This window comes from Enterococcus sp. AZ109, assembly GCF_051714625.1.
GTDB lineage: Bacteria > Bacillota > Bacilli > Lactobacillales > Enterococcaceae > Enterococcus_A.
Genome location: NZ_JBIOSF010000001.1, coordinates 1,556,984 through 1,580,704, shown reverse-complemented (window position 1 = coordinate 1,580,704; position 23,721 = coordinate 1,556,984). Strand labels below are relative to the sequence as shown.

General features: G+C 42.0%; 18 protein-coding genes. 12 read left to right on the top strand and 6 right to left on the bottom strand.

The genetic code is table 11. The features are described 5' to 3' along the window. Positions 1-2: 2 nt before the first annotated feature. Both IGI42_RS07435 and IGI42_RS07430 read right to left on the bottom strand, forming a co-directional pair. The gene (locus IGI42_RS07435; protein WP_438715198.1) at positions 3-1,181 is read right to left on the bottom strand and encodes a betaine/proline/choline family ABC transporter ATP-binding protein; all 1,179 of its coding nucleotides are present in this window, start codon (positions 1,179-1,181) and stop codon (positions 3-5) included. Positions 1,182-1,446: 265 nt separating this feature from the next. Further along, positions 1,447-2,334 (bottom strand): VOC family protein, encoded by an 888-nt coding sequence (locus tag IGI42_RS07430; protein ID WP_438715197.1) that lies wholly within the window; start codon positions 2,332-2,334, stop codon positions 1,447-1,449. Positions 2,335-2,497: 163 nt separating this feature from the next. Here IGI42_RS07430 and queA point away from each other — a divergent pair, with 163 nt between their 5' ends. Together queA and IGI42_RS07420 are read left to right on the top strand one after the other, a co-directional pair. Further along, a complete protein-coding gene (gene queA, locus IGI42_RS07425; protein WP_438715196.1) occupies positions 2,498-3,529 on the top strand; it encodes a tRNA preQ1(34) S-adenosylmethionine ribosyltransferase-isomerase QueA in 1,032 nt (343 codons plus the stop codon). A 298-nt stretch (positions 3,530-3,827) separates the two neighbouring features. Then, on the top strand, positions 3,828-4,781 hold the full coding sequence (locus tag IGI42_RS07420) for a tocopherol cyclase family protein (protein WP_438715195.1): 954 nt from the start codon (positions 3,828-3,830) through the stop codon (positions 4,779-4,781). 116 nt (positions 4,782-4,897) lie between these two features. Here the strand turns inward: IGI42_RS07420 and IGI42_RS07415 are convergent, their stop codons facing one another. Then, positions 4,898-6,106 (bottom strand): helix-turn-helix transcriptional regulator, encoded by a 1,209-nt coding sequence (locus IGI42_RS07415; protein ID WP_438715194.1) that lies wholly within the window; start codon positions 6,104-6,106, stop codon positions 4,898-4,900. Between the two features lie 156 nt (positions 6,107-6,262). On the opposite strand from IGI42_RS07415, the gene baiCD reads away from it, so the two are divergent. The 4 genes from baiCD to IGI42_RS07395 all read left to right on the top strand — a co-directional run bounded on the left by baiCD (position 6,263) and on the right by IGI42_RS07395 (position 13,042). After that, positions 6,263-8,191 (top strand): bile acid Fe-S flavoenzyme BaiCD, encoded by a 1,929-nt coding sequence (baiCD, locus tag IGI42_RS07410; protein WP_438715193.1) that lies wholly within the window; start codon positions 6,263-6,265, stop codon positions 8,189-8,191. Between the two features lie 18 nt (positions 8,192-8,209). Beyond that, positions 8,210-8,968, top strand: coding sequence for an SDR family NAD(P)-dependent oxidoreductase (locus IGI42_RS07405; protein ID WP_438715192.1), 759 nt, complete (start codon positions 8,210-8,212; stop codon positions 8,966-8,968). A 347-nt stretch (positions 8,969-9,315) separates the two neighbouring features. Continuing rightward, positions 9,316-9,834 carry a helix-turn-helix transcriptional regulator gene (locus IGI42_RS07400; protein ID WP_438715191.1) on the top strand — a complete coding sequence of 173 codons (519 nt, stop codon included), beginning with the start codon at positions 9,316-9,318 and terminating at the stop codon, positions 9,832-9,834. A 565-nt stretch (positions 9,835-10,399) separates the two neighbouring features. After that, positions 10,400-13,042 (top strand): cation-translocating P-type ATPase, encoded by a 2,643-nt coding sequence (locus IGI42_RS07395; protein ID WP_438715190.1) that lies wholly within the window; start codon positions 10,400-10,402, stop codon positions 13,040-13,042. A 137-nt stretch (positions 13,043-13,179) separates the two neighbouring features. Here IGI42_RS07395 and IGI42_RS07390 read toward each other — a convergent pair whose 3' ends face one another. Continuing rightward, positions 13,180-13,740: a DUF2922 domain-containing protein gene (locus IGI42_RS07390; protein ID WP_438715189.1), complete on the bottom strand. Its 561-nt coding sequence runs from the start codon at positions 13,738-13,740 to the stop codon at positions 13,180-13,182. 59 nt (positions 13,741-13,799) lie between these two features. Continuing rightward, a complete protein-coding gene (locus IGI42_RS07385) occupies positions 13,800-14,183 on the bottom strand; it encodes a hypothetical protein (protein WP_438715188.1) in 384 nt (127 codons plus the stop codon). 769 nt (positions 14,184-14,952) lie between these two features. On the opposite strand from IGI42_RS07385, the gene IGI42_RS07380 reads away from it, so the two are divergent. From IGI42_RS07380 to IGI42_RS07355, 6 genes are read left to right on the top strand one after another with little or no spacing between them, the layout of a single operon-like run. Then, a complete protein-coding gene (locus IGI42_RS07380) occupies positions 14,953-15,258 on the top strand; it encodes a PTS sugar transporter subunit IIB (protein ID WP_438715187.1) in 306 nt (101 codons plus the stop codon). Between the two features lie 3 nt (positions 15,259-15,261). Continuing rightward, positions 15,262-16,530 carry a PTS sugar transporter subunit IIC gene (locus tag IGI42_RS07375; protein WP_438715185.1) on the top strand — a complete coding sequence of 423 codons (1,269 nt, stop codon included), beginning with the start codon at positions 15,262-15,264 and terminating at the stop codon, positions 16,528-16,530. Between the two features lie 28 nt (positions 16,531-16,558). Next, positions 16,559-16,900, top strand: a complete 342-nt coding sequence (locus IGI42_RS07370) for a PTS lactose/cellobiose transporter subunit IIA (RefSeq protein ID WP_438715184.1) — start codon at positions 16,559-16,561, stop codon at positions 16,898-16,900. Between the two features lie 13 nt (positions 16,901-16,913). Further along, complete coding sequence (locus IGI42_RS07365; protein WP_438715183.1) at positions 16,914-18,356, top strand: glycoside hydrolase family 1 protein; 1,443 nt, start codon at positions 16,914-16,916, stop codon at positions 18,354-18,356. Between the two features lie 49 nt (positions 18,357-18,405). Beyond that, the gene (locus IGI42_RS07360) at positions 18,406-20,304 is read left to right on the top strand and encodes a BglG family transcription antiterminator (protein ID WP_438715182.1); all 1,899 of its coding nucleotides are present in this window, start codon (positions 18,406-18,408) and stop codon (positions 20,302-20,304) included. Then, positions 20,297-20,908 (top strand): YczE/YyaS/YitT family protein, encoded by a 612-nt coding sequence (locus IGI42_RS07355; protein WP_438715181.1) that lies wholly within the window; start codon positions 20,297-20,299, stop codon positions 20,906-20,908. The genes IGI42_RS07360 and IGI42_RS07355 overlap by 8 nt, the downstream gene beginning before the upstream one ends. A 116-nt stretch (positions 20,909-21,024) precedes the next feature. Here IGI42_RS07355 and adhE read toward each other — a convergent pair whose 3' ends face one another. After that, positions 21,025-23,628, bottom strand: a complete 2,604-nt coding sequence (gene adhE / locus IGI42_RS07350) for a bifunctional acetaldehyde-CoA/alcohol dehydrogenase (RefSeq protein ID WP_438715180.1) — start codon at positions 23,626-23,628, stop codon at positions 21,025-21,027. Positions 23,629-23,721: the final 93 nt, after the last annotated feature.

Below are 23,721 nucleotides of genomic sequence, written 5' to 3'. Positions count from 1 at the left end.
ACTTACGCCTCCCCATTCGTACCAGTAATCGCTCCATTGGCACTAATCACTGTATCTTCCTCACCCCAAAGGGCATCGTAAACGATATCTACCAAAGAAACCCGTGTTAAAATACCGACTAAATGTTTATTATCATCTACTACTGGCACATATTTCACACCGCGTTTCAAAATACGTTGTAAGCTATCTCGTAACAAGGCTGATTCTTTTACATAGAAAACCTTGGTGTTTAAAACATCACCCACGCTAGTTGCTGTTCCACGGCGACGTTCCATTTCAATTGTTTCCACGTCTACAAAGCCTTTTAAGGTGTTGCTGTCGTCAACGACTAATAGCGTATCTACTCGTTTTTCTCGCATTAGACGTACCGCGCTTTGCAAGCTCTTTTCCGGTGTAATGGAAACGGCAGTGTGCATCATAATTTCACCAACTGTAGTGGTATCGGATTTTGCCTGCAACAGGCGATCTTCTCCTAATAGTTCCTCAACGAAATCATTGGCAGGCTCGCGTAGAATGTTTTCAGGCGTATCAAACTGGATCACGTGGCCGCTGTCCATAATGGCTATGCGGTTTGCTAATTTTAGCGCTTCATCCATATCATGGGTAACAAAGACGATGGTTTTTCCTAAGCGTTCTTGTAGATCCTTTACCAAATCCTGTAATGAATCCCGGGTAATCGGATCTAAGGCACCAAAGGGTTCATCCATTAGGATAATGTCTTGGTCAGCGGCTAAGGCACGCACAACACCAATCCGTTGTTGCTGTCCGCCTGATAGTTCATGGGGGTAGCGATCTAACATGTCTCTAGGCAACTCGACTAAATCAATCATACGTTCAGCGGTCTTGTCGCGTTTATTTTGATCTACTTTCAAAAGCTTTTGTACGAGGGTAATATTTTCACGAATGGTCATATGGGGCATTAATCCGATGTTTTGAATCACATAACCAATTTGGCGCCGCAATTCAACTGGATTAATCTGTTGAATGTCCTCACCGTCGATTTTGACGGTACCTTCTGTGGGGTCAATCATGCGATTAATCATCCGCATAGTGGTTGTTTTTCCGCTTCCGCTGGTTCCAATTAAGCAAATGAATTCACCTTTATTGAAAGAAAGGTTGATGTTTTCCACAGCCATTTTATTGCCAGGGTATATTTTTGACACGTTATCAAATTCAATCATAATACTCCACCTTTATGTCCTTTTAGTTATTACTGATATAACTAGTATGCAATAAATAAAGAGAAAAAACAAATTAGGATCGAAAAATATCGTTTGAAGTTGCGATTTGTAATCGGAAAAACACATTAAAAAATAACAAATGAATCTAATTTTTGTCGAGATGATAATTTATAGCGAAGGCTAATTGGGCAAAAGTTATCGGGAAGGTGCATTGGAAAATAAAAAAACAATTACCCATTAAATATGGATAATTGTAGAATGTTGACTAACTTTCGGGGTAAAGGTGATTTTCGATCTCTTTGCGCTGGTCTGCTAAAAAGGGTGGCAAAGCAAAGCTTTCTCCTAGATGGGCTAACTCTTCGTCGATGGTAAAGCCTGGTCCCATCGTAGCAAACTCAACTCGAATGCCGCCAGGTTCACGAATGTACAGACTTTTGAAATAGCCGCGGGAAACGATTTTTTCAATCTGCCAATGCTGTTCTTGGGCTTTTCGGTGTAAGTCGCTTAGCGCTTGGTCGTCTTTCACTGCAAAGGCTACATGGTCAATGCTACCTCGACCCATGTGAGTTTTGTCAGTGGATTCCGAAGCGGAAATTTTCACGAATTCCTGTGGGCTTAGCTGAATCAGACCATTGCTAGTTTGCCAGCCTAGCAGTTGTTGGAAAAATTCACTGGTTTTGACTGGATCAGGTACATGGAAATGAATCGAGCGCAAACCTAGTAATTGTTTAGCGCCAGGAACTTCTGATGCCGCTTGATGATCGTCTGCCAAAGGTGGCTGATCTGTTTCGGTAAAAATCAGCTCTACCCCATCTGGGTCGTGAAAAATCAGCTGCCGCTCTTTTTCAGTAAACGGAATGTCTGCTTGTTGAAGTCGTTCCTTCCAATAAGTGACGCTTCCTTGTGGCAGATTCCATTCTACTTCGGCTAAATAATGATTGTTGTCGTAACGGTGGCCTAGTTTAGGTACCACAAAAAAAGTAATCACTGAACCAGGAGAGCCTTGATAATCGCCATAATAATAATGCAGCATGCGGTGGTTGTCTTGATTAACCGTATTTTTAACAAAGCGCAGCCCCAGTAATTTCGTATAAAAAGTTACATTTTCTTCTCGATGTCTAGTTAATAGTGAAACATGATGATAATAGGTCATGAACCTCACTCCTTACTTTTTATAAGTATAACCCGTTTTAATTAAAAGACAAAGGAACCTGCTTTCCATTAATCAGCCTCCGTGTTAGAATAGCCAAGGATGAGCTGCAAGAGAATATGCAGCAAGTAAATGAACTATATAATAGAAATAAAGGAAGAAAATTATGTTAACAACTGAAGATTTTGATTTTGATTTACCAGAAGAATTGATCGCCCAAACCCCACTGTCCCAACGCGATAGCTCCCGATTATTAATCTTAGATCGTCAAACCGGTGCGATTGAAGACAAGCATTTCCATGATATTATTGATGAACTAGCTCCTGGGGATGCCTTAGTGATGAACGATACCCGGGTCTTGCCTGCGCGTTTATATGGTGAAAAGCCCGAAACGGGGGGCCATTTAGAAGTTCTGCTATTAAATAATACGCAAGCAGACGAATGGGAAACCCTAATTAAACCCGCTCGCCGGGCAAAAGTCGGCACCAAGATTGTCTTTGGCGATGGTCGCTTGAAGGCTGTCGTAAAAGAAGAATTGGAGCATGGTGGCCGGATTGTCGAATTTCACTATGAAGGCATTTTCTTGGAAAACCTAGAATCATTAGGAGAGATGCCTTTACCTCCTTACATCAAGGAGCGCTTAGAAGATCCGGATCGTTACCAGACGGTTTATGCCAAGGAAAATGGCTCAGCTGCCGCACCGACTGCTGGCTTGCACTTCACGCCAGAATTGTTGCAAGCGATTGAAGCAAAAGGTATTAAGCTAGTTTATCTAACGTTGCATGTCGGTCTAGGTACTTTCCGTCCAGTTAGTGTGGATAATATCGCCGAGCACGAGATGCACAGTGAATTTTATCGTCTAACTCAAGAGGCTGCTGACCAGTTGAATGCGATACGAGAAAATGGTGGCAAGATCGTTGCTGTGGGCACCACTTCGATCCGCACCTTAGAAACAATCGGTACCAAATTTAATGGTGAAATTAAAGCGGATAGCGGTTGGACTGATATCTTTATTACCCCAGGCTATGAATTCAAAATCGTCCAAGCCTTTTCAACTAATTTCCATCTGCCAAAATCAACCTTAGTGATGCTGGTGAGTGCGTTTGCGGGTCGTGAAGAGACCTTAGCCGCTTACCATCATGCGATTGAAGAGCGCTACCGCTTCTTTAGTTTCGGCGATGCCATGTTTGTGAAGTAGGTTACTGACGTTCAGGAATTAAGATAGCTAGACCGAGGTTGTGACAGAAGTGTTCAGCTCCGAGAAATAAGCCGCATAATCCGAAAATAGCTTCTCATATTTTTGCGATTATGCGGCTTATTTCGTAAAAGAGCTACTTCAGTCACACCGATTATTCGGTTTTCAGTGGCTGTGACGTTTTATGTCAAAGCCACGGTCTTTTTTTTGTGCTTCAAAAAAGCCGATCCTTCGCTACTTTTCCCGCAGTTCCGTATAATAAACTTATACGAAAACGTTTAGTTGAAAGGATGAAAGTGGCATGGCAATAACCACCGATATTTATTATCACGGAGAAAAAAAGCAGCAGTCTTTCTTTGAAGGCTGGTACCTAAAGCACCAAATAGACCAACATACCTATGCATTTATTCCAGGAATTTCGCTTGAGAAGGACGGAAGCAGACAACCCTTTATCCAAATCATCCACGACGAAAATTCCCATATGATTCAGTTTGACGAAAGTGAATTTTTTGCTGAAGCAGACCGTTTTTATGTGCGGATTGGAAATAATGTGTTTAGCGAAGAGGGGATTTTGCTGGATATTCAGGATGAGCAGGAAAACTTGTCTATTTCTGGTCAAATTACTTACGGTCCATGGGCTCCCATCCAACGCAGCAAATTTTCGCCAAGCATTATGGGGCCTTTTTCTTACTTAAGCTTTATGGAATGTTACCATGGGATTTTAAGTATGACTCATTCGCTTCAGGGTAACCTTAACTGGAATGGGCAAGCAATCGATTTCTCTAGCGGAACCGGTTATATTGAAAAAGATTGGGGAACCTCATTTCCTAAAGCCTACATTTGGTCGCAATCCAATGAATTTCAACAGCAGGATGTTCAGTTTTTCTTTTCACTGGCCGATATTCCCTTTGTTGGGTTTGAGTTTCTAGGCTTGATTTGCGTGGTGGTCATCGATGGGAAGGAATACCGAATTGCGACTTATCATGGTGGGAAAGTGGAGTCCATCACTCGAGAAAAAGGTCAATTAGTTATTCGGCTTAAACAAAAAAATTTAGTGTTAGAACTAGCGGTTGATAGTCAAGCTGGGCACGAGTTGATGGCTCCCAGCCAAGGGGCGATGAACCGAATTATACGTGAAAATGCCAACACAAATTTGAGCATCCGTTTGTATGAACGAGGTAAAACAATATTTGAGGGTGAAGGTCGCATGGCAGGGTTTGAAGAAGTGGGGCAGGTTAGTTCTTTTAACTATTAATGAAGAACTATATGCTGCAAGGAAGTCGAACCTAATCGTAAATAGAAATACTGCTGATTTATCTGCTGTGGTATTTGTAAGACAATTATTTAAAACGTAGAACCGCCTCTTAGGTTCTACGTTTTTTCTTTCTCCTCTAAACGATACTCCCGTGGTGTAACACCTAAATATTCTTTAAAGTGCCGATTAAAGCTCCGCAAAGAATCATATCCTACGTAGGCAGCGATATAAGCAATTTCTAATTTTGTAGCCTTGATTAAGGAAGTAGCATAAGCCATACGGATGTTGACAAGTAGTTCAGCAAAGCTGATAGACAGATCCGCCTGTAGAGTTTGCTTAATGGTATGAGGACTTAAGAACAGACGCTTGGCGGCATCATCCAGCCGAATGTTTTCCTTAAAATGCTCCGCCACAAACAAAATAATTCGCCAAACTGTGTCGGCCTTATCATGAATGGTGGTTTCCTGCGGCAAATTATTTTTCCGATAAGCTTCAGGGGTAGTTCCTTTAAGTTTCTTAAACACACGGTAGAAGGTAGCAGATGACTGATACCCCACATAGCGCTGAATATAAGCAATCGATAATTCGCTAAAAGGCATCATAGCACAGGCATTGCGAATTCGAATCTCGTGCAAATTTCCCATGAAGTTTGTCCCGGTTTTTTGATAGAGCTGATGGTTCAACTGGGCCACCGATAGCTGGAATTTTTCGGCAACTGTTTTAGCTGTTAACGCCTGATTAAAGTACAGATGCATATACTGTAAAGCTTGCCAGATCGGTGTTTGTTCTGGAGCTAACTTTTCCGCCTGTTGAGAAGCTCGTTCGAAATACAAAGAAAGCTTGGTCAATTCTGCGATAATCAAATTGTCGCAATAAATATCTTGCTGCTCCTTTTCTTCCAGAATCTCACTGAAAGATTGCTGCACCTTGGCTTGGTTAGCTGGAGCGATCGTCACGATCGGCGGTAAATTTTCCAAGATATAATAGCTGCTGTAACGCTTCGACAAATCTACATCCACGTACATCAAAACCGAAAGCGGGAAGCGGCAATAAACATACTCAACGGTTTCAGCATGCTTTTCAAGTCCGTGAATATGAAAAGAAAACAAGCGAATCAACGATCCAGTTTCAAAGGGATACTTTCGGCCATTCACGTTTAAATACCCTTGCCCGTTAAGAATATAGATCATTTCAATATAATCGTGAGCATGTAATTCTTCGGAATGAACTAAGCATTTTTTAGCGGACTCAAAAGAGACAGGATGAATGTTTTGTTGATGATACTCAGCTAAAGAATACGTGTGAATATTTTTGTAATCGCGCATGCTGTAGCCTCCTCTCAAACCAAGAATACCATAAATGATAACGCTTTTTTATATAATGACTAGTATTTTGAAAATGAAACCTCATTTTTTGTCCAGAATTACAACAATAGATGTGAGAAAATATTGTTGAATAATTCACAAACTAGGAGGGGTACTATGTTTCCAACATTATTTTCGCCGGTCACTATTCGACAATTGACCTTAAAAAATCGCGCCATCATGCCCGCAATGGGAACCAAATTTCCCAAAGACAATGCCGTCACGCAGCAATTGATTGATTTTCATATAGCTCGGGTTAAAGGTGGTTCAGCCTTAAATATGGTAGAAGTTACCGGCGTACATGCCGGATCGATTCCAAGTCACTATCTATCTTTGGCAGAGGATCGCTTTATTCCTGGAATGAAGGAGTTAACTGCTGCGATTCACGAATACGGTGGGAAAGCTGGTGTTCAATTGTGGCAAGGGAGTATTGCCGTGGCTGCTGACCCAACGTCCCAAGTAATCGTAGCTAGCGACATGCCAGTGTCTCCGGAATTTACCATCCCAGGAGCCAGCAAGGAATTGATTTTAGAATTAATTGACTGTTACCGTGAAGCCGCTCGCCGTGCGGTGGAAGCCGACTTTGATTGTGTTGAAATCCATTTAGGCCATAACTATATTTTGCATTCCTTCTTATCTGGCGGAATCAATCGACGGACCGATGAATACGGCGGAAGTTTGGAAAATCGGGCACGCTTCCCATTAGCCGTGATTGAAGCGGTTCGTTCGGCATTACCTGATACGATGCCTTTGTTTATGCGGATTGATGCGCACGATGACTATTTAGAAAATGGGTTAACGATTGAAGAGGTAATCCAATTTGTCAAATGGGCGAAGGAACGCGGTGTGGATGTAGCCGATGTATCCCGGGGCAACATTATTTCCAGCGGTCTTAAATACGAAGTTCCACCGATCGATATTCCATTTGGTTTCAATATTGACAATGCAGCTCGTATTAAAGAAGAAACTGGCATTATCACAATGGGTGTTGGTCGGGTGAATTATCCAGCATTGGCGGAAGAGATTTTAGCTGCCGATAAGGTGGATCTAATTGGCATTGGTCGAGCTCAGCTATCTGATCCTGAATTTCTAAACAAGGCTCAGGCTGGAAAACTGGAGGATATTGTTTATTGTGTCGGCTGTAATCAAGGTTGCTATGATGCCTGTGAAAGAGCCGATATTCCTCATATTACCTGTTTGAGAAATCCAGCGGTGGGTAAAGAACGGGAATACCAGCTGCTTCCGACAGATGAGAAGAAAAAAGTATTGGTAGCTGGCGGTGGAATGGCCGGCATGGAAGTCGCAACGACCTTGCAGGAACGGGGATTTGACGTGACAGTAGCTGAGGCAGCTAGCCAATTAGGAGGACAATTCCTGCTGGCCGGGATGGCACCACGTAAACAGGAAATGAAAGATGCGGCAGTATCCAAGGGTGAACAGATGCAGCGTGCCGGCGTTGAAGTTCGACTGGACACGCCAGTAACAACCGATCTGTTAGCTGAACTTAAACCAGATGTAGTCATTAATGCAATTGGCGCGCAGCCGTTGATGCCAGCAATTCCAGGCATTGAAGGTAAAAATGTGTACAACTATGTAGAAATTCTACAAAACAAACCGCATTTAGCCGGTAAAACGGTCGTCATTGGTGGTGGATTGGTAGGCCTAGAAGTTGCCGAAACAGTGGCTGAAACGGGTGGTGAAGTTACCGTGATTGAAATGACGGATACGATTGCCAAGGACTTAGGCTCAACCAGAAAAATTACAGTTATGGAGCATTTGTATGCGGATAATGTAGTGACTATGACGGAAACGACCTGTTTAGCGATTACTGACGAAGGCGTACAGGTTATGAAAGACGGTGCTGAAGAAACATTGGTGAGCGACCATGTAGTAGTAGCGATTGGTTCTAAGAGTCGCAGCTTTGACGAAATCGCTGATTACTGTCAGGCACAAGGCTTAGACTATTACGTGATCGGCGATGCCTTGAAACCTCGTCGTGCATTGGAAGCAACTGCAGAAGGTGCGGAATTAGCACGCAGTATTTAATAGAAGGGAGAATAAAGAATGGAAAGAAAAATTGCAATTGTTAGTGGGGCAGCTACAGGAATCGGACGGGCAAGTGCTGTTCGCTTAGCGGAAGATGGTTTTGCGTTAGTGTTGGCAGATTGGAATGAAGCAGAGGGGGAAACAACCTTAGGACTATGTAAAGAAGTCCATGAAGCTGTCGACTTTGTTTTAACCGATATGGGTAAAGAAGCGGAAGTAGAAGCGCTGGTCAAATTTACCATGGACAAATATAGCAAAATCGATTTCTTCTTTAACAATCAAGGCGTTCTCCATATGCCAAAGGATTTTGATGATTTAACAGAAGAAGACATGGATTATGTCCTGCACTCTAACTTCAAAGCTTGTTTCTTTGGGATGAAGCATGTATTGAAGGTGATGAAAAACCAAGGTTATGGTCATATCTTGAATACTGGATCTTCTTCTGGCATTCGACCAGAGACTGGTTTTGGCGTATATTCTGCTACCAAACATGGTGTAGTCGGTATGAGTAAAGTAGCTGCTATGGAATATGCCCGTTACGATGTACGGGTGAACTGTCTATGCCCTGGGGGATTCATTACACCAATGACCATGAAGGTTGGGCAATATATGCAAGAACACCAATATCAACAGCCAAAACCATCGGTTGCTTTATTGGGTCCCGCTAAAATGGGCGACACCAGCGAAATTGTCGGAATGGTTTCATTGCTAGCTTCAGAAAATTCCAGCTATATGACTGGTGCGGTGATTAGTGTCGATGGTGGAAATACGTTGTAATCAGAAAAGGCAACGTAAACTTGTTCAGCTTTGGGAGCAAGACGGCGTTGACATTGCTATCCAGCTTTATCAGACGTAAAAATTTAATACTTTAAGGAAGACTGCTGAGGGTAAAGTTTCAGCAGTCTTTTAAATTTTTATGGCAAAACAATTGCCGCATTTAGGATAGTTTGCCTTTTGGTAAAAGGGGCAAGAATTCTAACCAAATACAAGAAAGTCGTGAATAATTCTCCTGAAATCCTGTATTATCAATAAGTAGAAAGGATTTACTCTCGACATTTTGCTCAAAAAGAAATAGATTGGGTAGAGGAACTCGTTTCATAATACTATATTGTAGGTGAAGATAAGTGGAAATCAACCAAATGATCAAAGACAACAGAACAAAGCATAAGTTAACGCAAGAGCAGCTGGCAGAAAAAATATTTGTTTCCAAGAAGACCATCTCCAACTGGGAAACAGGCAGAACCACTCCAGATATCGACAGCTTGATTCGTTTGGCACGATTGTTCGACTTATCTTTAGACAATATACTATTGGAGGAATCAGCCATCGTGAAAGACATTCGTAGAAAAACCTTACTTAGCAGAACCGTCGTATTGTTCGTCATTCCCGTAGTAGCCAATCTGTTTTTACTTTTTCGCCAATTTTTGCTTTTGTATCAGAGTCAGAATTCGTTTCCCAACCTATTTCTTATCGCTTGCTGCTTATTTACTAACTTAATCCCATTGACCTATTTCTATGTGAAAAGAAGTGAGAAGAAGTACAAGAATCGCTATCTTCCTTATATCGTTGCAGGGGTTGGTTGGGCATTGTTATTCATTTTCATCTGGCTGGCTACAGGTTTATTGTTGAGCTTCTACCGATAACTAACAATAAAAAAAGCCAGGCTCTCGATAAGCCTGGCTTGGTGTTAACTCGGAAGGATTTATTAATCGGATGTTGCTTTTATTCTTTACTGCAAATACATGTAAAGTATCTATTTGAATTTCTTGATGATAAACATAAATCTTGCTTATATTACTTTTTTCACACTATTCAGTTTTACGAAATCGCTATTTCTTACGTATCTGTATTACTTTATCTTGATTCTTTTACTCAACTGCTGATACGCATTCACTATTTATAAAGGAAATACTCTACACATACTTCTTTTACTGCTTCATTGGTGAATCTTGTACTACTTACAACTTTATTGTTTATATTTCTTCTACTAACTATCGAGAAATTCTCCGATTAACAAATGTCCTCCTTCCTTACACCCATATAATAGCATATATTTATCTTTTTGGAAAGCGTTTACACTAAATTATTTTAAAAAATTGGTTTGTTTATTTTTGACCATTTTTCAAGTTGAATCCTTTGAGTTATCGTTAAAAATCATGTTATAGTAAATAGAGAGAGTAGTTTTTTATAACATGAAGGAGGAATAGGATGGAACCATACAAGAAAACGATTGAAGAGATAAAGATGGAATTCACTACTGATTTTGATAACGGTCTTTCCGTACAAGAGGCTGAAGAAAGACTTAAAAATAACGGAAAAAATAAGTTTGAGGAGGCCAAAAAAGAATCGGTTGCCAAAAAGTTTTTCCGTAGCTTGTCCGACTTCACGACCATTATTTTACTAGTAGCTGCAGTCATTTCGTTGTATACAGCAATTGCCACAGATCACGGGGATTATTTTGAAAGTTTCTTAATTATAGCTATTGTTGTAATCAATGCCGTATTGTCGATTGTCCAAGAAGGAAACGCAGAAAAAGCCCTATCTTCTTTACAAGATATGAACAAACAGACCTCGCAAGTCTTACGTAATGGAAAAGTAGAAGAAATTGATGCAGAAGAACTTGTACCAGGAGATGTTGTTCTATTGGAATCGGGCGCATTGATCACGGCGGATGCCCGCATCGTCGAAGATTCCCAACTAAGAGTAGAAGAATCGGGACTAACAGGTGAAAGTGAACCGGTTATGAAAGACGCCATGTATGAAACCCAAGAAGATGATTCTTTGGGTGATCGTCTAAACATGATTTATAAAGGATCAACCGTGGTAAATGGCCGAGGTAAAGCAGTTGTTACCGCAACCGGCATGCAGACTGAGATGGGGAAAATCGCAGATCTGCTAAATCAAGATCACGCCCAAAAAACCCCATTACAGAAACGTCTAAATCAACTAGGAAAACGCATCAGTATCATCGCTTTAATGGCAGCAGCACTAGTCTTCGTTATTGGTGAATTACAAGGAGAACCAGTCCTTGAGATGTTCATCACCTCAGTATCACTAGCGGTTGCCGCTGTACCTGAAACACTAACAGTTATTGTCACCTTGACCCTTGCTTACGGGGTTCAAAAAATGGCCAAGAAAAATGCCATCATTCGAAAATTACCCGCCGTTGAAACATTAGGCTCTGCCGATGTCATTTTGTCTGATAAGACCGGTACTTTAACCCAAAATAGAATGCGTGTCCGTCGCGTATGGACTCGCGGAGATTCCGTGGTTGATACCGAAGAAGGAATGACTGACGAAGCGATGGAAGTGCTAAGTATCGCCGCTCTTAACAGTGATGTTATTGTAGAAAAAGAAGACAACGAATTAGTCATTAAAGGAAATCCAACGGAAGCTGCGATTGTTCGAGCTGTTGAAGAAAACTATCATACTAAAGCAGAGCTGGAAGAAAAATACCCTCGGATTGGTGAAATTCCTTTCGATTCTGATCGGAAAATGATGACGACCGTACATAAACGCGGGAAGAAATACATGTCAGTTACCAAAGGTGCTTTCGATGTTCTGTTGCCTAAATTCCACTATGGTGATGTCGATCAAGCCGCTGTAGTAAATGATCGTTTTGGTAAAAAAGCTTTACGGGTGATCGCTGTCGGTTATGCCATTCATGAGGAAGAACCAAAAGAGATTACTTCTGAAGCGTTGGAAAAAAATCTGCATTTGTTAGGGCTAATCGGGATGATCGATCCACCACGTCCTGAATCTAAATCAGCCATTGCGCGAGCGAAAAAAGCCGGAATCAAGACGGTTATGATCACCGGAGACCATGTGGTTACTGCTGGAGCCATTGCCAAAGAATTAGGTATTATGGCATCCCGCAAGGAAGCTATTTCCGGCGCTCAGCTTAAAAAAATGTCTGACGAAGAGTTGGATGAACAAGTCCGAGATTTATCCGTTTATGCCCGAGTAACACCAGAAGACAAGATTCGAATTGTAAAAGCTTGGCAGAGAAGTGGTGCCGTAGTTGCTATGACTGGTGATGGGGTCAATGATGCTCCCGCACTAAAAGCCAGTGATGTCGGAGCTGCTATGGGAATCACTGGTACCGATGTAGCCAAAGGTGCTGCTGATATGGTTTTAACCGATGACAACTTTGCGACGATTGTCGATGCAGTAGCTCGTGGCCGTTCGGTCTATCAGAACATTCGTAAAGCAATTAACTTCCTATTAAGCTGTAACATTTCAGAGATATTCATCGTGTTGATTGCCATGCTGTTAGGCTGGGGTGCCCCATTTACCGCTGTTCAGCTATTGTATGTAAACGTGGTGGCTGACGGACTGCCCGGTTTTGCCTTAGGTCGTGAACCTGCTGAAAAAGGGATCATGGACGAAAAACCAATTCCTCATGATGAAGGAATTTTCGCTCGTGGCTTATGGCAAAAGATTGCGTTGAATGCCGGTATCTTTACCATCGTAACCTTAATCGGCTTTTACGTGGGTGCTTTTGTCAACAATGTCAGCCATTGGGTGGCACCAAGTATTGAAGTTGGTCAAACCGTAGCCTTTCTAGTGTTGGCTTACTCATCGATTCTGCATGTCTTTAATGTCCGCAGCAGTAAATCGATTTTCCAAGTAAACTTATTAACGAACAAATCATTGGCACAAATGGCCTTCCTAGCCATTGCTATTACTACGGTGATTGCGTTAGTACCAGTGACACAAGGGTTGTTCAACCTGGTGTCCATCGGATTGACCCATTGGATGGTAGCCATTGTCTTATCACTTGTTCCAATTATCATTAATGAATTAATCAAATTCCACAAAGCACCGGAAATTGATCCAGAAGAAATTTAAACCAATTGGCAAGGGAATCTAATAAAGCTTCTCTTGCTTTTTTTCGATTGTCAATGAACGAAGCAACCATCTGCAAAGTGCCCAACCTTTGCCGGTGGTTTGTTTTGTGTGAAGCGATTCATGCAATTGTGGGCGGCTTAATTGAGATTTTTCTTCTGTTTTTCCTGCGCTTTTCGTCGATTTTTTCTGCGGATCAGTTGTGAGATCAAGTTGTACGGTTTTGGTTTTAGTTTCGTTTCTTCTTCAGGTGTTTCTGCAGGTACCTCTGAAACTTCTTCTTTTGGTTTCTTAAGGGAAACCGGTGGTACGGGTGGCAATTCACGGTAACTGCTTTGTGTTTTCATTTCTTCTAATTTCTGTTGATTATCTACTGCCTCGACTTTCTTTTCTTCCGGTACTTTCACTTGCTCGGCGACTGGCATGCGATTCAATAACGATTGATTCAAAGTAACGGGTTCGCTGGCATCACCGAAAAATTCCTCCTTTTCGAAAATCGGTGTTTCAATCGTTTCGACATATTTCGCACTAACTATTTCTTGAAACAAAGCCACGCCGTCTTTTTCAAACAGATCTAAGGTGGTTAGTAGTTCTAAATTTTCTTTGACTACTTCGGGACTCAAGTCAGTATTCGGGTCTTTCATTATTAAGTTATGTTTCTTTCCAGCATCGTTAAGAAATGTTCCAACTAATTTGATCATTTTGATAACTCCTTTCGTAGGTTTTTAGCATAGAGGGACAGGACAATGTGTTAGCAGTCTCAAGGTACCGCTGTTTCAGACGGACGGAATTGAGCAATGAGTGAGCTAGCGATGGACTTGGCTCTTTCGATGAAATTGCGAATCGGGAAAACCCTTAAGCACAATTTTTTCCATTCGGCAGTGTCAAAATATTCTGCGAAATAATAAAAGAATCGTTTCATAGTTCTGGTCGCTTTAGTTCGTGTAAATAGGTACTTCACTAAATCTTGCAAGACCAATGCAAATTCTTCTGCACCTAGCTGGTAGCGAACCCGTAAAGCCAGCAATAATTTGATGGTAGTGGCACCATCTTGTGTTTCGTCATAGTATTCGCCGATACGCTGTTCAAGTGTTTCGCGAGTGAGATTGAAGATTTGATAGTCAGTAAATGGTTGTTGTGACATAGTAATTCCTACTTTCTAGTTGTTATTTTCAATCGATCGATTTTTTATGATTATATTTTTGATTTTTTATGAGTTGTTTTCTATCTTCGGCCGTTGACTAAAAGATAAATCATTTTTCAAGAAAAGACAAAATCGCTAACGTGCAAAAGACCCCTCTAACGTGCACGTTAAAAATGGGAGAATGTTGATAGATCAATGTTTTTGATTTTTAAGGGTGCACGTTAGAGGGGGGTAAAAAAAGTTAGCGATTTAGTCTCAAAGTAGATAAAAAAGATATCAATACGTTTTTGAAAGACTCTAAAAGGTGTACTGGTGTAATATGTTTTTCCAGTTTTCAACGTTATTTAATCACGGGAGGGTTATTTTGCAGACTTTGACTTGTAAAACGGAAAATCTTCGTTAATTTGAACGTGACATAATGTCTTATTGAAGCGTACTGGGATTGCTTATCAATAGGATCAACGACGATGTATGAGTTCTTCCGAGAACCAGCAGGTGAAATGATCATTGTCTTAACGATGTCGTGAAGGTTTTTGATCTTATGTAAGTAATTCTCCGAATAGCTTGATACTATTTGGCTGTGACATAAAACATCACAGCCACTGAAAACCGCATAATCGGTGTAACTTAAGCAGCTCTTTTTCGGAGCTGAACACTTCTATCATAACCTCTTTTTCGTGCTTTCCTAATCTTAGGAAAAAAGTCAGTTTGTGACGAACCAGCAGACTTCCTATAATGAGAATATAAATAAAGGAAAGTGGTGGAGGAAATGAAAAATATCTTACTGATATGTGGTTCAGGTGCTTCAAGTGGGTTTATGGCAGCAGCAATTAGGAAAGCAGCAAAAAAACGGGGCGTGAGTGTCACTGTGAAAGCTGCCAGCGAGTCCCAGCTGGATGATCGGATTAATGATATCGATTACTTGTTAATTGGTCCGCATTTGTCTTACATGTTAAATGACATTCAAGAGCAGACGAAGGACAAAGCTGTGAAAGCAGCAGTCATTCCTCAGAAGGTTTACGGTGCATTAAACGGTGAGAAAGCCTTAGATTTAATCTTAAGTTTGGAGGACTAGCTAATGGATAAAATTATGCATTTTATGACAGATACGTTTGCTCCAAAAGTAAATAAAGTAGTTAAGAATCCGTGGATCTCAGCGATTCAGGATTCCATCATGATTGCGTTACCGTTAGTATTTGTTGGTTCATTAGTAACGGTGGTTTCCTTGTTAGGCAACATTTTCAGCGGCATGCCGGATTTCTCCATGATCAGCAGCTTCTCATTCGGAATGTATGGGCTGGTGGTAGCCTTCTTGATTCCTTACTATCTAATGGAGAAAAAAGGACATGGTGGTCAGAAGTTAATTTCAGGAGCTACTTCTTTGGTATTATTCATGATGCTTTTGTTCCCAACCATGACTGAAGAGGGTGAGGCGATCTTTATTCTTTCTCGCTTTGGCTCAACTGGGATGTTCTTATCCATTGTAACTGGCTTGTTTGTGTCCTTTGTCATGAATTTAGCGGTTAAAAAATCCTTCTTCAATGAAGATACACCGATTCCCGATTTTGTGGTGGGCTGGTTCAACAGTTTATTGCCAATTACCTTCGTTTTATTGGTCGGTTGGTTGATTACCTTCCAGCTTCAAGTAGATTTTTTCGATGTGATTCTGTTGGTATTTAGTCCGCTGGCAAGTATTGTACGATCTTATCCAGGGTTTGTTTTATCCGTCTTCATTCCGGTATTTTTATATACCTTTGGGATTTCTGGTTGGGTAATGATGCCGGTTATATATCCAGTTTACATGTCAGGATTAGCTGCCAATGCGGAAGCTGTAGCCAACGGTGGTCAGGCTTTGAATATTGCTACCCAAGAGACTTGTTACGCCTTTTCTTCAATGGGAGGAATTGGTACAACCTTGGCACTGTCGGTTATGATGCTGCTATTAAGTAAATCCGCTCAGCTCAAGGCCATCGGAAAAGCGATTATTATCCCGTCGATTTTTAACATTAATGAACCGTTAGTCTTTGGTGCCCCAATTGCTTTCAATCCGTACTTAATGGTACCGATGTGGATTAATAGTATCATTGTTCCCACGATTGCCTATGTAACGATGTCATTAGGATTAGTGAATGTACCTTCTCAAACCTTCTTATTATGGTACATGCCTTATCCGATTACGTCTTATTTAGCAACGCAGGATTGGCGAGCAATTGTCGTATGTGCAGCCATCTTCGCTATCACTTGGTTGATTTTCCTACCGTTCTTCAAAGCTTACGATAATTCATTAGTGAAAGAAGAGGAAAAGGAAGCCTTGGAAGAAGCACAGATGGAAACAGCAGCCCAATAATAAATGAGCAACTAGCAGGAGGTCCCCTATGGAAAAGACAACTTATATAGAAGAAAACGATCAACTGAACCAATTATCCATGAACATTTTAGTTCACGCCGGCAATGCCCGTGATCACTTAGTGCAGGCGTTGGAGAGCTTGGAAAACATGGATTTTGAGAAGGCAAAAAAAGAGGTCAAAGAAGCACGTCAGGAAGTCGTGGTGGCTCATGGCTTGCAGACGGATACGTTGCAGCTGGAAGCATCCGGCGAACAAATTCGCTATTCCACCTTGTTCTGCCATGCCCAAGATACCTTAATGACGGCCCAAAGCGAAATTTTAATTGGGGAACATTTAGTCCGATTATTCGAAGCATTCAGTCAAAAATAGGAGGGAAAATAGCTTGAAAAATTATCAAATGCCAAAGGATTTCTTATGGGGCGGCGCGATTGCCGCCAACCAAGCGGAAGGTGCGTATCAAGTGGATGGCAAAGGTGTAAGTCTAGCCGATTTGCACAAATATTATCCTGATAAAACCAATGACGAAATTGCTGCTGAACAGCACAAAGGCATGTCACTAGCTGATGTGAAGGCGAACATGGTTGATAAGGAAAGCTATTATCCAAAACGTCACGGCATCGACTTTTACCACACGTATGAACAGGATTTAGAATTACTAAGTGAAATGGGCTTTAAGAATTTTCGGACCTCGATCGACTGGACGCGGATTTTCCCGACCGGCGACGAAGAAGCGCCTAATGAAGCCGGACTAGCCTACTACGATCGGTTAATTGATAAGATTGTCTCATTAGGTATGGAGCCGATCATTACCATGCTGCATTACGAAACACCAGTGGCGATCACCTTGAACTATGGTGGCTGGAACAATCGCAAAGTCATTGATTTGTTTGTAAAATATGCGAAGGTTATCCTCGAGCGTTACCAAGACAAGGTGAAGTATTGGATTGTGATCAACCAAGTAAATTTGATTCAATTTGAACCGTTCAATTCGACCGCAATTCCTTACGACACAGTCGATAACTATTTAGAGGCCAGTTACCAAGCGGTACACCATCAATTTGTGGCATGTGCCAAGATCAAGGAATATGCCGAGTCTCTGAATCCTGAACTGATGATTGGGACGATGATGGCAGATTGTACGGCTTACCCGTTCTCTTGCGCACCAGAAGATGTGAATCTGGCTTTGCGTCGTAATCGGATGCAGTACTTCTATACCGATGTGCAATTCCAGGGCGAGTATCCACAGTACGCATTGAACTACTTTGCTGAAAACGGCGTTCACCTTAAAATCACCGAAGAAGATAAGCGGATTTTGAAGAAACACACGATGGATTATCTGGCGATTTCCTACTATTATTCGCAAATGGTAGACTCTTCGAAAAATGATATGAATCTGTTATCACTGACGCCGAATCCGAACCTTAAGGCGAACCCATGGGGCTGGGCGGTCGATCCATTAGGCTTGTACAATTCCTTGTCACAATATTGGGATCGCTACCACAAGTCGATTATTATCGCTGAAAACGGCTTTGGGATGTATGACAAGCTAGAAGACGGTAAGGTGCATGATGATTACCGCATTTCCTATCTGTCCGAGCATATTGCACAGATGAAACACGCAATGTATGACGGGGTAGATGTGATTGCCTATTGTGCATGGGGACCCATCGATATCATCAGCTGCTCTTCCGCTCAAATGGAAAAACGCTACGGCTTCATCTATGTCGATTTAGACAATGAAGGCAACGGCTCTGGCAAACGGATTAAAAAGGACAGCTTTGACTGGTACAAAGAAGTCATTGCCACTAATGGTGAGAAGCTATAAAATCTGGAAAAGTTGGTCCTCGTGATCAACTTTTCTTGGGGGTGAAAATGTGCTGACGGAAAAGGAACAGGAGCTAGTGGATTTTCTGAGCAAAAAGCAGGCTAAGTGGGTCACTTCCAAGGAGCTGGCTGAATATTGCCAGTGCACGACACGAACGATTCGTAATCGGGCAGCCAAGATTAACCAGCAACAGCCAGACCTGATAGTAACGAGTCATTTAGGCTATCAAATCAATCCAGAGGTCAAGCTGACGAAAGAGGGTGTCGAGGATCGCAAGTCCCGGATTTTTTTGGAGCTGTTGAAGCACTCATCTCAGGGGGTGGATGTCTACGACTTGGCTGATAAACTGTTCATCTCTGAATCAACGTTAAAAAACGATATTCAACAGCTGAAAAAAGAGATCACCAATGATGCCATCCAGATCGTCTTTGAACAGGATTTGGTCAAATTAACCGGACCAGAGCGGGCCAAACGCCGCTATTTGATTTCGCTACTGTACAACGAGAGTGATTTGCAAGAGAAACTAAAAAGCAGCATCCAGCAGATGATCGGCTATATTTCACTGGCTGAGTTGCAGCAGACCATCCAGCAGGTATTGGCAGCTCACGCGATACAGATTAATCAGTATTCTTTGAACAATATTGTCCTGCACTATGCGATTAGTATCGAACGCATTCGTCAAGGACACAGTTTAAACAAAGGACCCACTGTCTCCAAGCTTCAGGGAGAAAAGGAGTTTTTGCTAGCAGAGGAAATTAGTGATGCCTTGGCAGACCAATACGATATTCACTTTTCACAAGCCGAGCTGGAGCAATTATCTTTACTCTTTATCGGCATGCAAAATGAGACCCTAACCAACCAAAAAAATCAGGATCTGGCTGCTTTTGTTGATCCTAAAATTATTACTAACTTGCACGATGTTTTAGCAGAGGTTGAGCAGACGTACTTAGTTGAACTGCATGAGGAGGCCTTTTTCAACAAATTGGCGATTCACGTGCAAAGTCTCTATTACCGCTCTCATTATGAATCCTTTACTCGTAATAGCAGTTTGTTAGATATCAAGACCGCCTATCCCTTGACCTATGATTTGGCTGTCTACATTTCTTCGCGAATTCAAGAACGCTTGGCTATTTGGTTTAACGACGATGAAATATCATTTATTGCGTTGCATATTGGTGCTTTTCTGGAAACCAAGAAGCAGGATCGCAGCCAGTTCTTGATACGTTTGGTGGTCAATGATTATCATGACATTGGCGAGACCTTGAAAGAACAGCTGCAAGAAAAGTTTGGCGAGGGTGTCACTATCGTAATGGATCAAAGACAGGCTGCAGACCTAGGAGCTTGTGACCTACTGCTGACAACTGATCGTAAAATCGCTTCTGATCATGCCGGCTCAGTCTTCATTCATCCTTTTTTAACTGCCAAGGATTTGAAAAAGATCGAAAAGCGGATGGAGGCCTTGAAGTCGCAACGGGAGAAGCAGCAGATGTACCAGTCGATTGACTCTTTCATTTTACCAGAACTATTTTTCAATCAGATTGATCCCTCGGCTTTATCACCGGAAGAAATTCGCCAGCAGCTTTGCCAGCGTATGGTGGATCAAGGGTTCGTAGAAGAGTCTTTTCTGCAGCAGGTGGAAAAACGGGAAAAAATGTCACCTACCAGTTTTCCTTCTGGGATTGCTGTGCCCCATTCAGTGGAATTGGAAGCACAACGTAGCGGCGTGGCGATTATGACTCTGCAGGAGCCTTTAATGTGGGCCAATTATCCGATTAAGCTGGTAGCCTTTATTGCCATTAACAAGGAAGAAGCTAATGCCTTCAATGATTTCTTTGAGAAATTTATTGAGATTGTCTCGGAACCAATCAATACAAAACAGCTAAGTATGAGTGAGAATCACGCAGAATTTATCGGAAAGTTGAGAACAATGGTGGAAGCCGATGAGTAAGGTGAGACGGATTATCCAGGTATGTATCGGCACGATGCTGATGGGAATTGGGATTCAAGTGATTGTCACTGCTAATTGTGGAATGGATTCGGTGAGTACGCTGATTGTCGGATTGATGCAGCATACAGCACTGCCTTTTGGTCGTTGGAGTCAGATTATCAGTTTGATATTTTTAGGGATCAGCTTTTTGTATAGCCGGAAAATGCTGGGGATTGGCAGTGTGATTAATACCTTGTTAGTCGGTGAGACAATTCGCTGGGTCGAGCCGGTTATTCAACCGATTCACTGGCTGCAGGATCAGCTGATCGCCTCATTTTTCGGTTTTGTCGTGATGGCTCTTGGCACGGCGCTGTATCTATCCGCAGATTTAGGTTCAGGACCTTTAGAAGGGATGATGTTTTGTGTTTGTAATTTGTTAAAGATTTCACTGCAGCGGGGAAGAGTCCTATTGGATTTCTTGATTGTTTTAGCTGGTGTCTTGTTAGGCAGCTTTATTGGCTGGGGCACGTTGTTTGCCGTCTTTTTGTTGGGGCCGATGATTCAATTGTTTCTGAGTCTAGGCTCGAAAGTTAATCTAAAAATGAACGCAGGCGAACTGTCTTGAGCAGTTCGTCTGTTGGTGGTTCTATTGATTGTAATTGGCTCTTCCATTATCGAATACCGAAAAAAACAGACGAGCAGCCTTCTTAACTTGAAGGTGACTCGTCTGTTAGCATTTATTTACTGTTTGTAATCGAAGCAGGTCACAATGATCTCTTTCAATTCACTGATTAGTGGTTCTTTAGGGTTAGCAGTTGTACATTGGTCTTCGTACGCCAATTCAGCCATGCGGTCTACAGTTGAGTCTAAGACTTCCTGTGTTACGCCTTGTGCTTTCAGATTCATGTCGATGCCTACGCGTACTCCTAGATCGTAAACCGCTGAAATCAATGCTTCAACCAATTCAGCCGTTGTATTACCTTTCAGGCCTAAGAACTTCGCAATGTCAGCGTAGTCAGTATCTGCCCGGAAGAAGTCGTATTTAGGGAACATCGCATGTTTTTGTGGATCTTTGGCATTGTAACGGATGATATGCGGCAATAAAATTGCGTTGGTCCGTCCGTGAGGAATGCCATATTCTCCACCAATCTTATGGGCGACTGAGTGACAAATTCCCAAGAAGGCATTGGCAAACGCCATCCCTGCCATAGCAGATGCGTTGTGCATTTTTTCTCTAGCTTCTGGATCAGCCGTTTTCACGGATGTTTCCAAGTAGTCAAAGACGATCTTGATCGCTTGCAAGCTTAGTCCACGCGTGTAGTCAGATGCCATTACAGATACATAAGACTCAATTGCGTGAGTTAATACATCCATACCAGTATCCGCTGTAATAGAAGCCGGAACAGTTACAACGAATTGTGGGTCAATGATTGCCACATCCGGAGTTAACGCATAATCAGCCAATGGATATTTCACGTGTGTTTCACTGTCGGTGATAACGGCGAATGGTGTAACTTCAGCACCTGTACCAGAAGTGGTTGGGATACAAACCAGATGTGATTTCTCAGGTTTTTGAATACCGTATGTCCGTTTGCGGATATCCAAGAATTTTTGTTTCGCGCCAAAGAAGGAAGTATCTGGGTGCTCGTAGAACATCCACATTCCCTTAGCCGCATCCATTGCCGAACCACCACCGAGACCGATGATTGTATCTGGTTGGAAGTCAACGATGCGTTCTAAACCTTTATAAACAGTATTAGTAGAAGGGTTCGGTTCAACATCTGAGAAGACTTCCACTTTCACGTCGTTGCTGCGGCGATTTAAGACTTCAGTCACGATATCAGCATAACCGAATTGAACCATACCTGGGTCACAGACGATCATTACCCGTGAAACATTTTCCATCTTTGTTAGGTATAATAGTGAGTTCTTTTCAAAGAAAACTTTCGGTGGTAATCTAAACCATTGCATATTTTTTCTCCGTTTCGCGATTGTTTTGACGTTCAACAAATCAAGGGCAGACACGTTATGAGAAACTGAATTCTTACCGTATGATCCACAACCAAGTGTTAATGATGGAACTAATTCGTTGTAGATATCCCCAATACCACCTTCAGAAGATGGGGTATTTACTAAGATACGGCAAGCCTTCATGCGCATACCAAATTGTAATTGTAAATCTTCATCCTCAGAATGAATCACCGCTGTATGGCCTAAACCACCTAAGTCTAACATTGCTTCACATAAGTCAAAGCCATGTTCGGTGCTAGTGGATTTCACCATTGCTAAGACTGGTGATAGTTTTTCACGAGATAAAGGATAATCTGGCCCAACACCGTCTAATTCAGCAATTAACATCTTCGTACCTGCTGGCACTTTAATCCCTGCTTGTTCCGCAATTGCAATTGCTGAGAAACCAACAATCGCTGGATTTACCGCATATTTTCCTTCGTTCATCACCACAGCTTCTAGTTTGCTAAGCTCTGATTTTTTCACGATATAGGCTTGATGTGCTTCAAATTCTTTTTTCACTTCTTCGTAGACTTCTTTATCAACAATTACGGCTTGTTCAGAAGCACAAATCATGCCGCTGTCGAAGGTTTTAGATAAGAACAAATCATTGACTGCGCGCTTAATCATCGCTGTCTTTTCAATATAAGCGGGTACGTTACCTGGTCCTACTCCTAAAGCAGGTTTACCAGTAGAGTAAGCGGATTTCACCATCGCGCCGCCACCAGTCGCAAGGACGATTGCTACACCTGGGTGATTCATCAAGCCTTGGGTTGCATCTAAGGATGGCTGTTCAATCCATTGGATACAGTTTTCCGGTGCGCCCGCTGCTACTGCTGCGTCACGAACAATGCGTGCCGCTTCTGCAGAACATTTTTGTGCAGATGGATGGAAGGCGAAAATAATTGGATTACGTGTTTTGATAGCAATTAAGGATTTGAAAACGGTGGTTGAAGTTGGATTGGTCGTAGGTGTTACCCCGCAAATGACGCCGACTGGCTCTGCCACTTGAATTAAGTGTCTTTGCTTGTCTTCGTGAACAACGCCTACGGTTTTGTCGTGTTTGATATTGTTCCAAATGTACTCTGAAGCATACATGTTTTTGATCGCTTTATCTTCGACGATCCCGCGACCTGTTTCTTCAACAGCCATTTTTGCCAATAACATATGTTTGTCTAATGCTGCCATGGCCATTTCATGAACAATGTGATCGACTTGCTCTTGATCGAAGCTCAACATAGTCTTTAATGCGGCGTTACCCTTTGATGCCAAGTCGTCGATCATTTGTTCCACGTTGATTGTTTCTTTCTTAGCCTTTTCCGTTGATTTAACCATTTGTTTCCTCCTACTTAATATTTTATACAAGCTAATCATAGGGTAAAATAAATGCTTTGTAAACGCTTTCTGAATATATTTTTCTTTTCACAA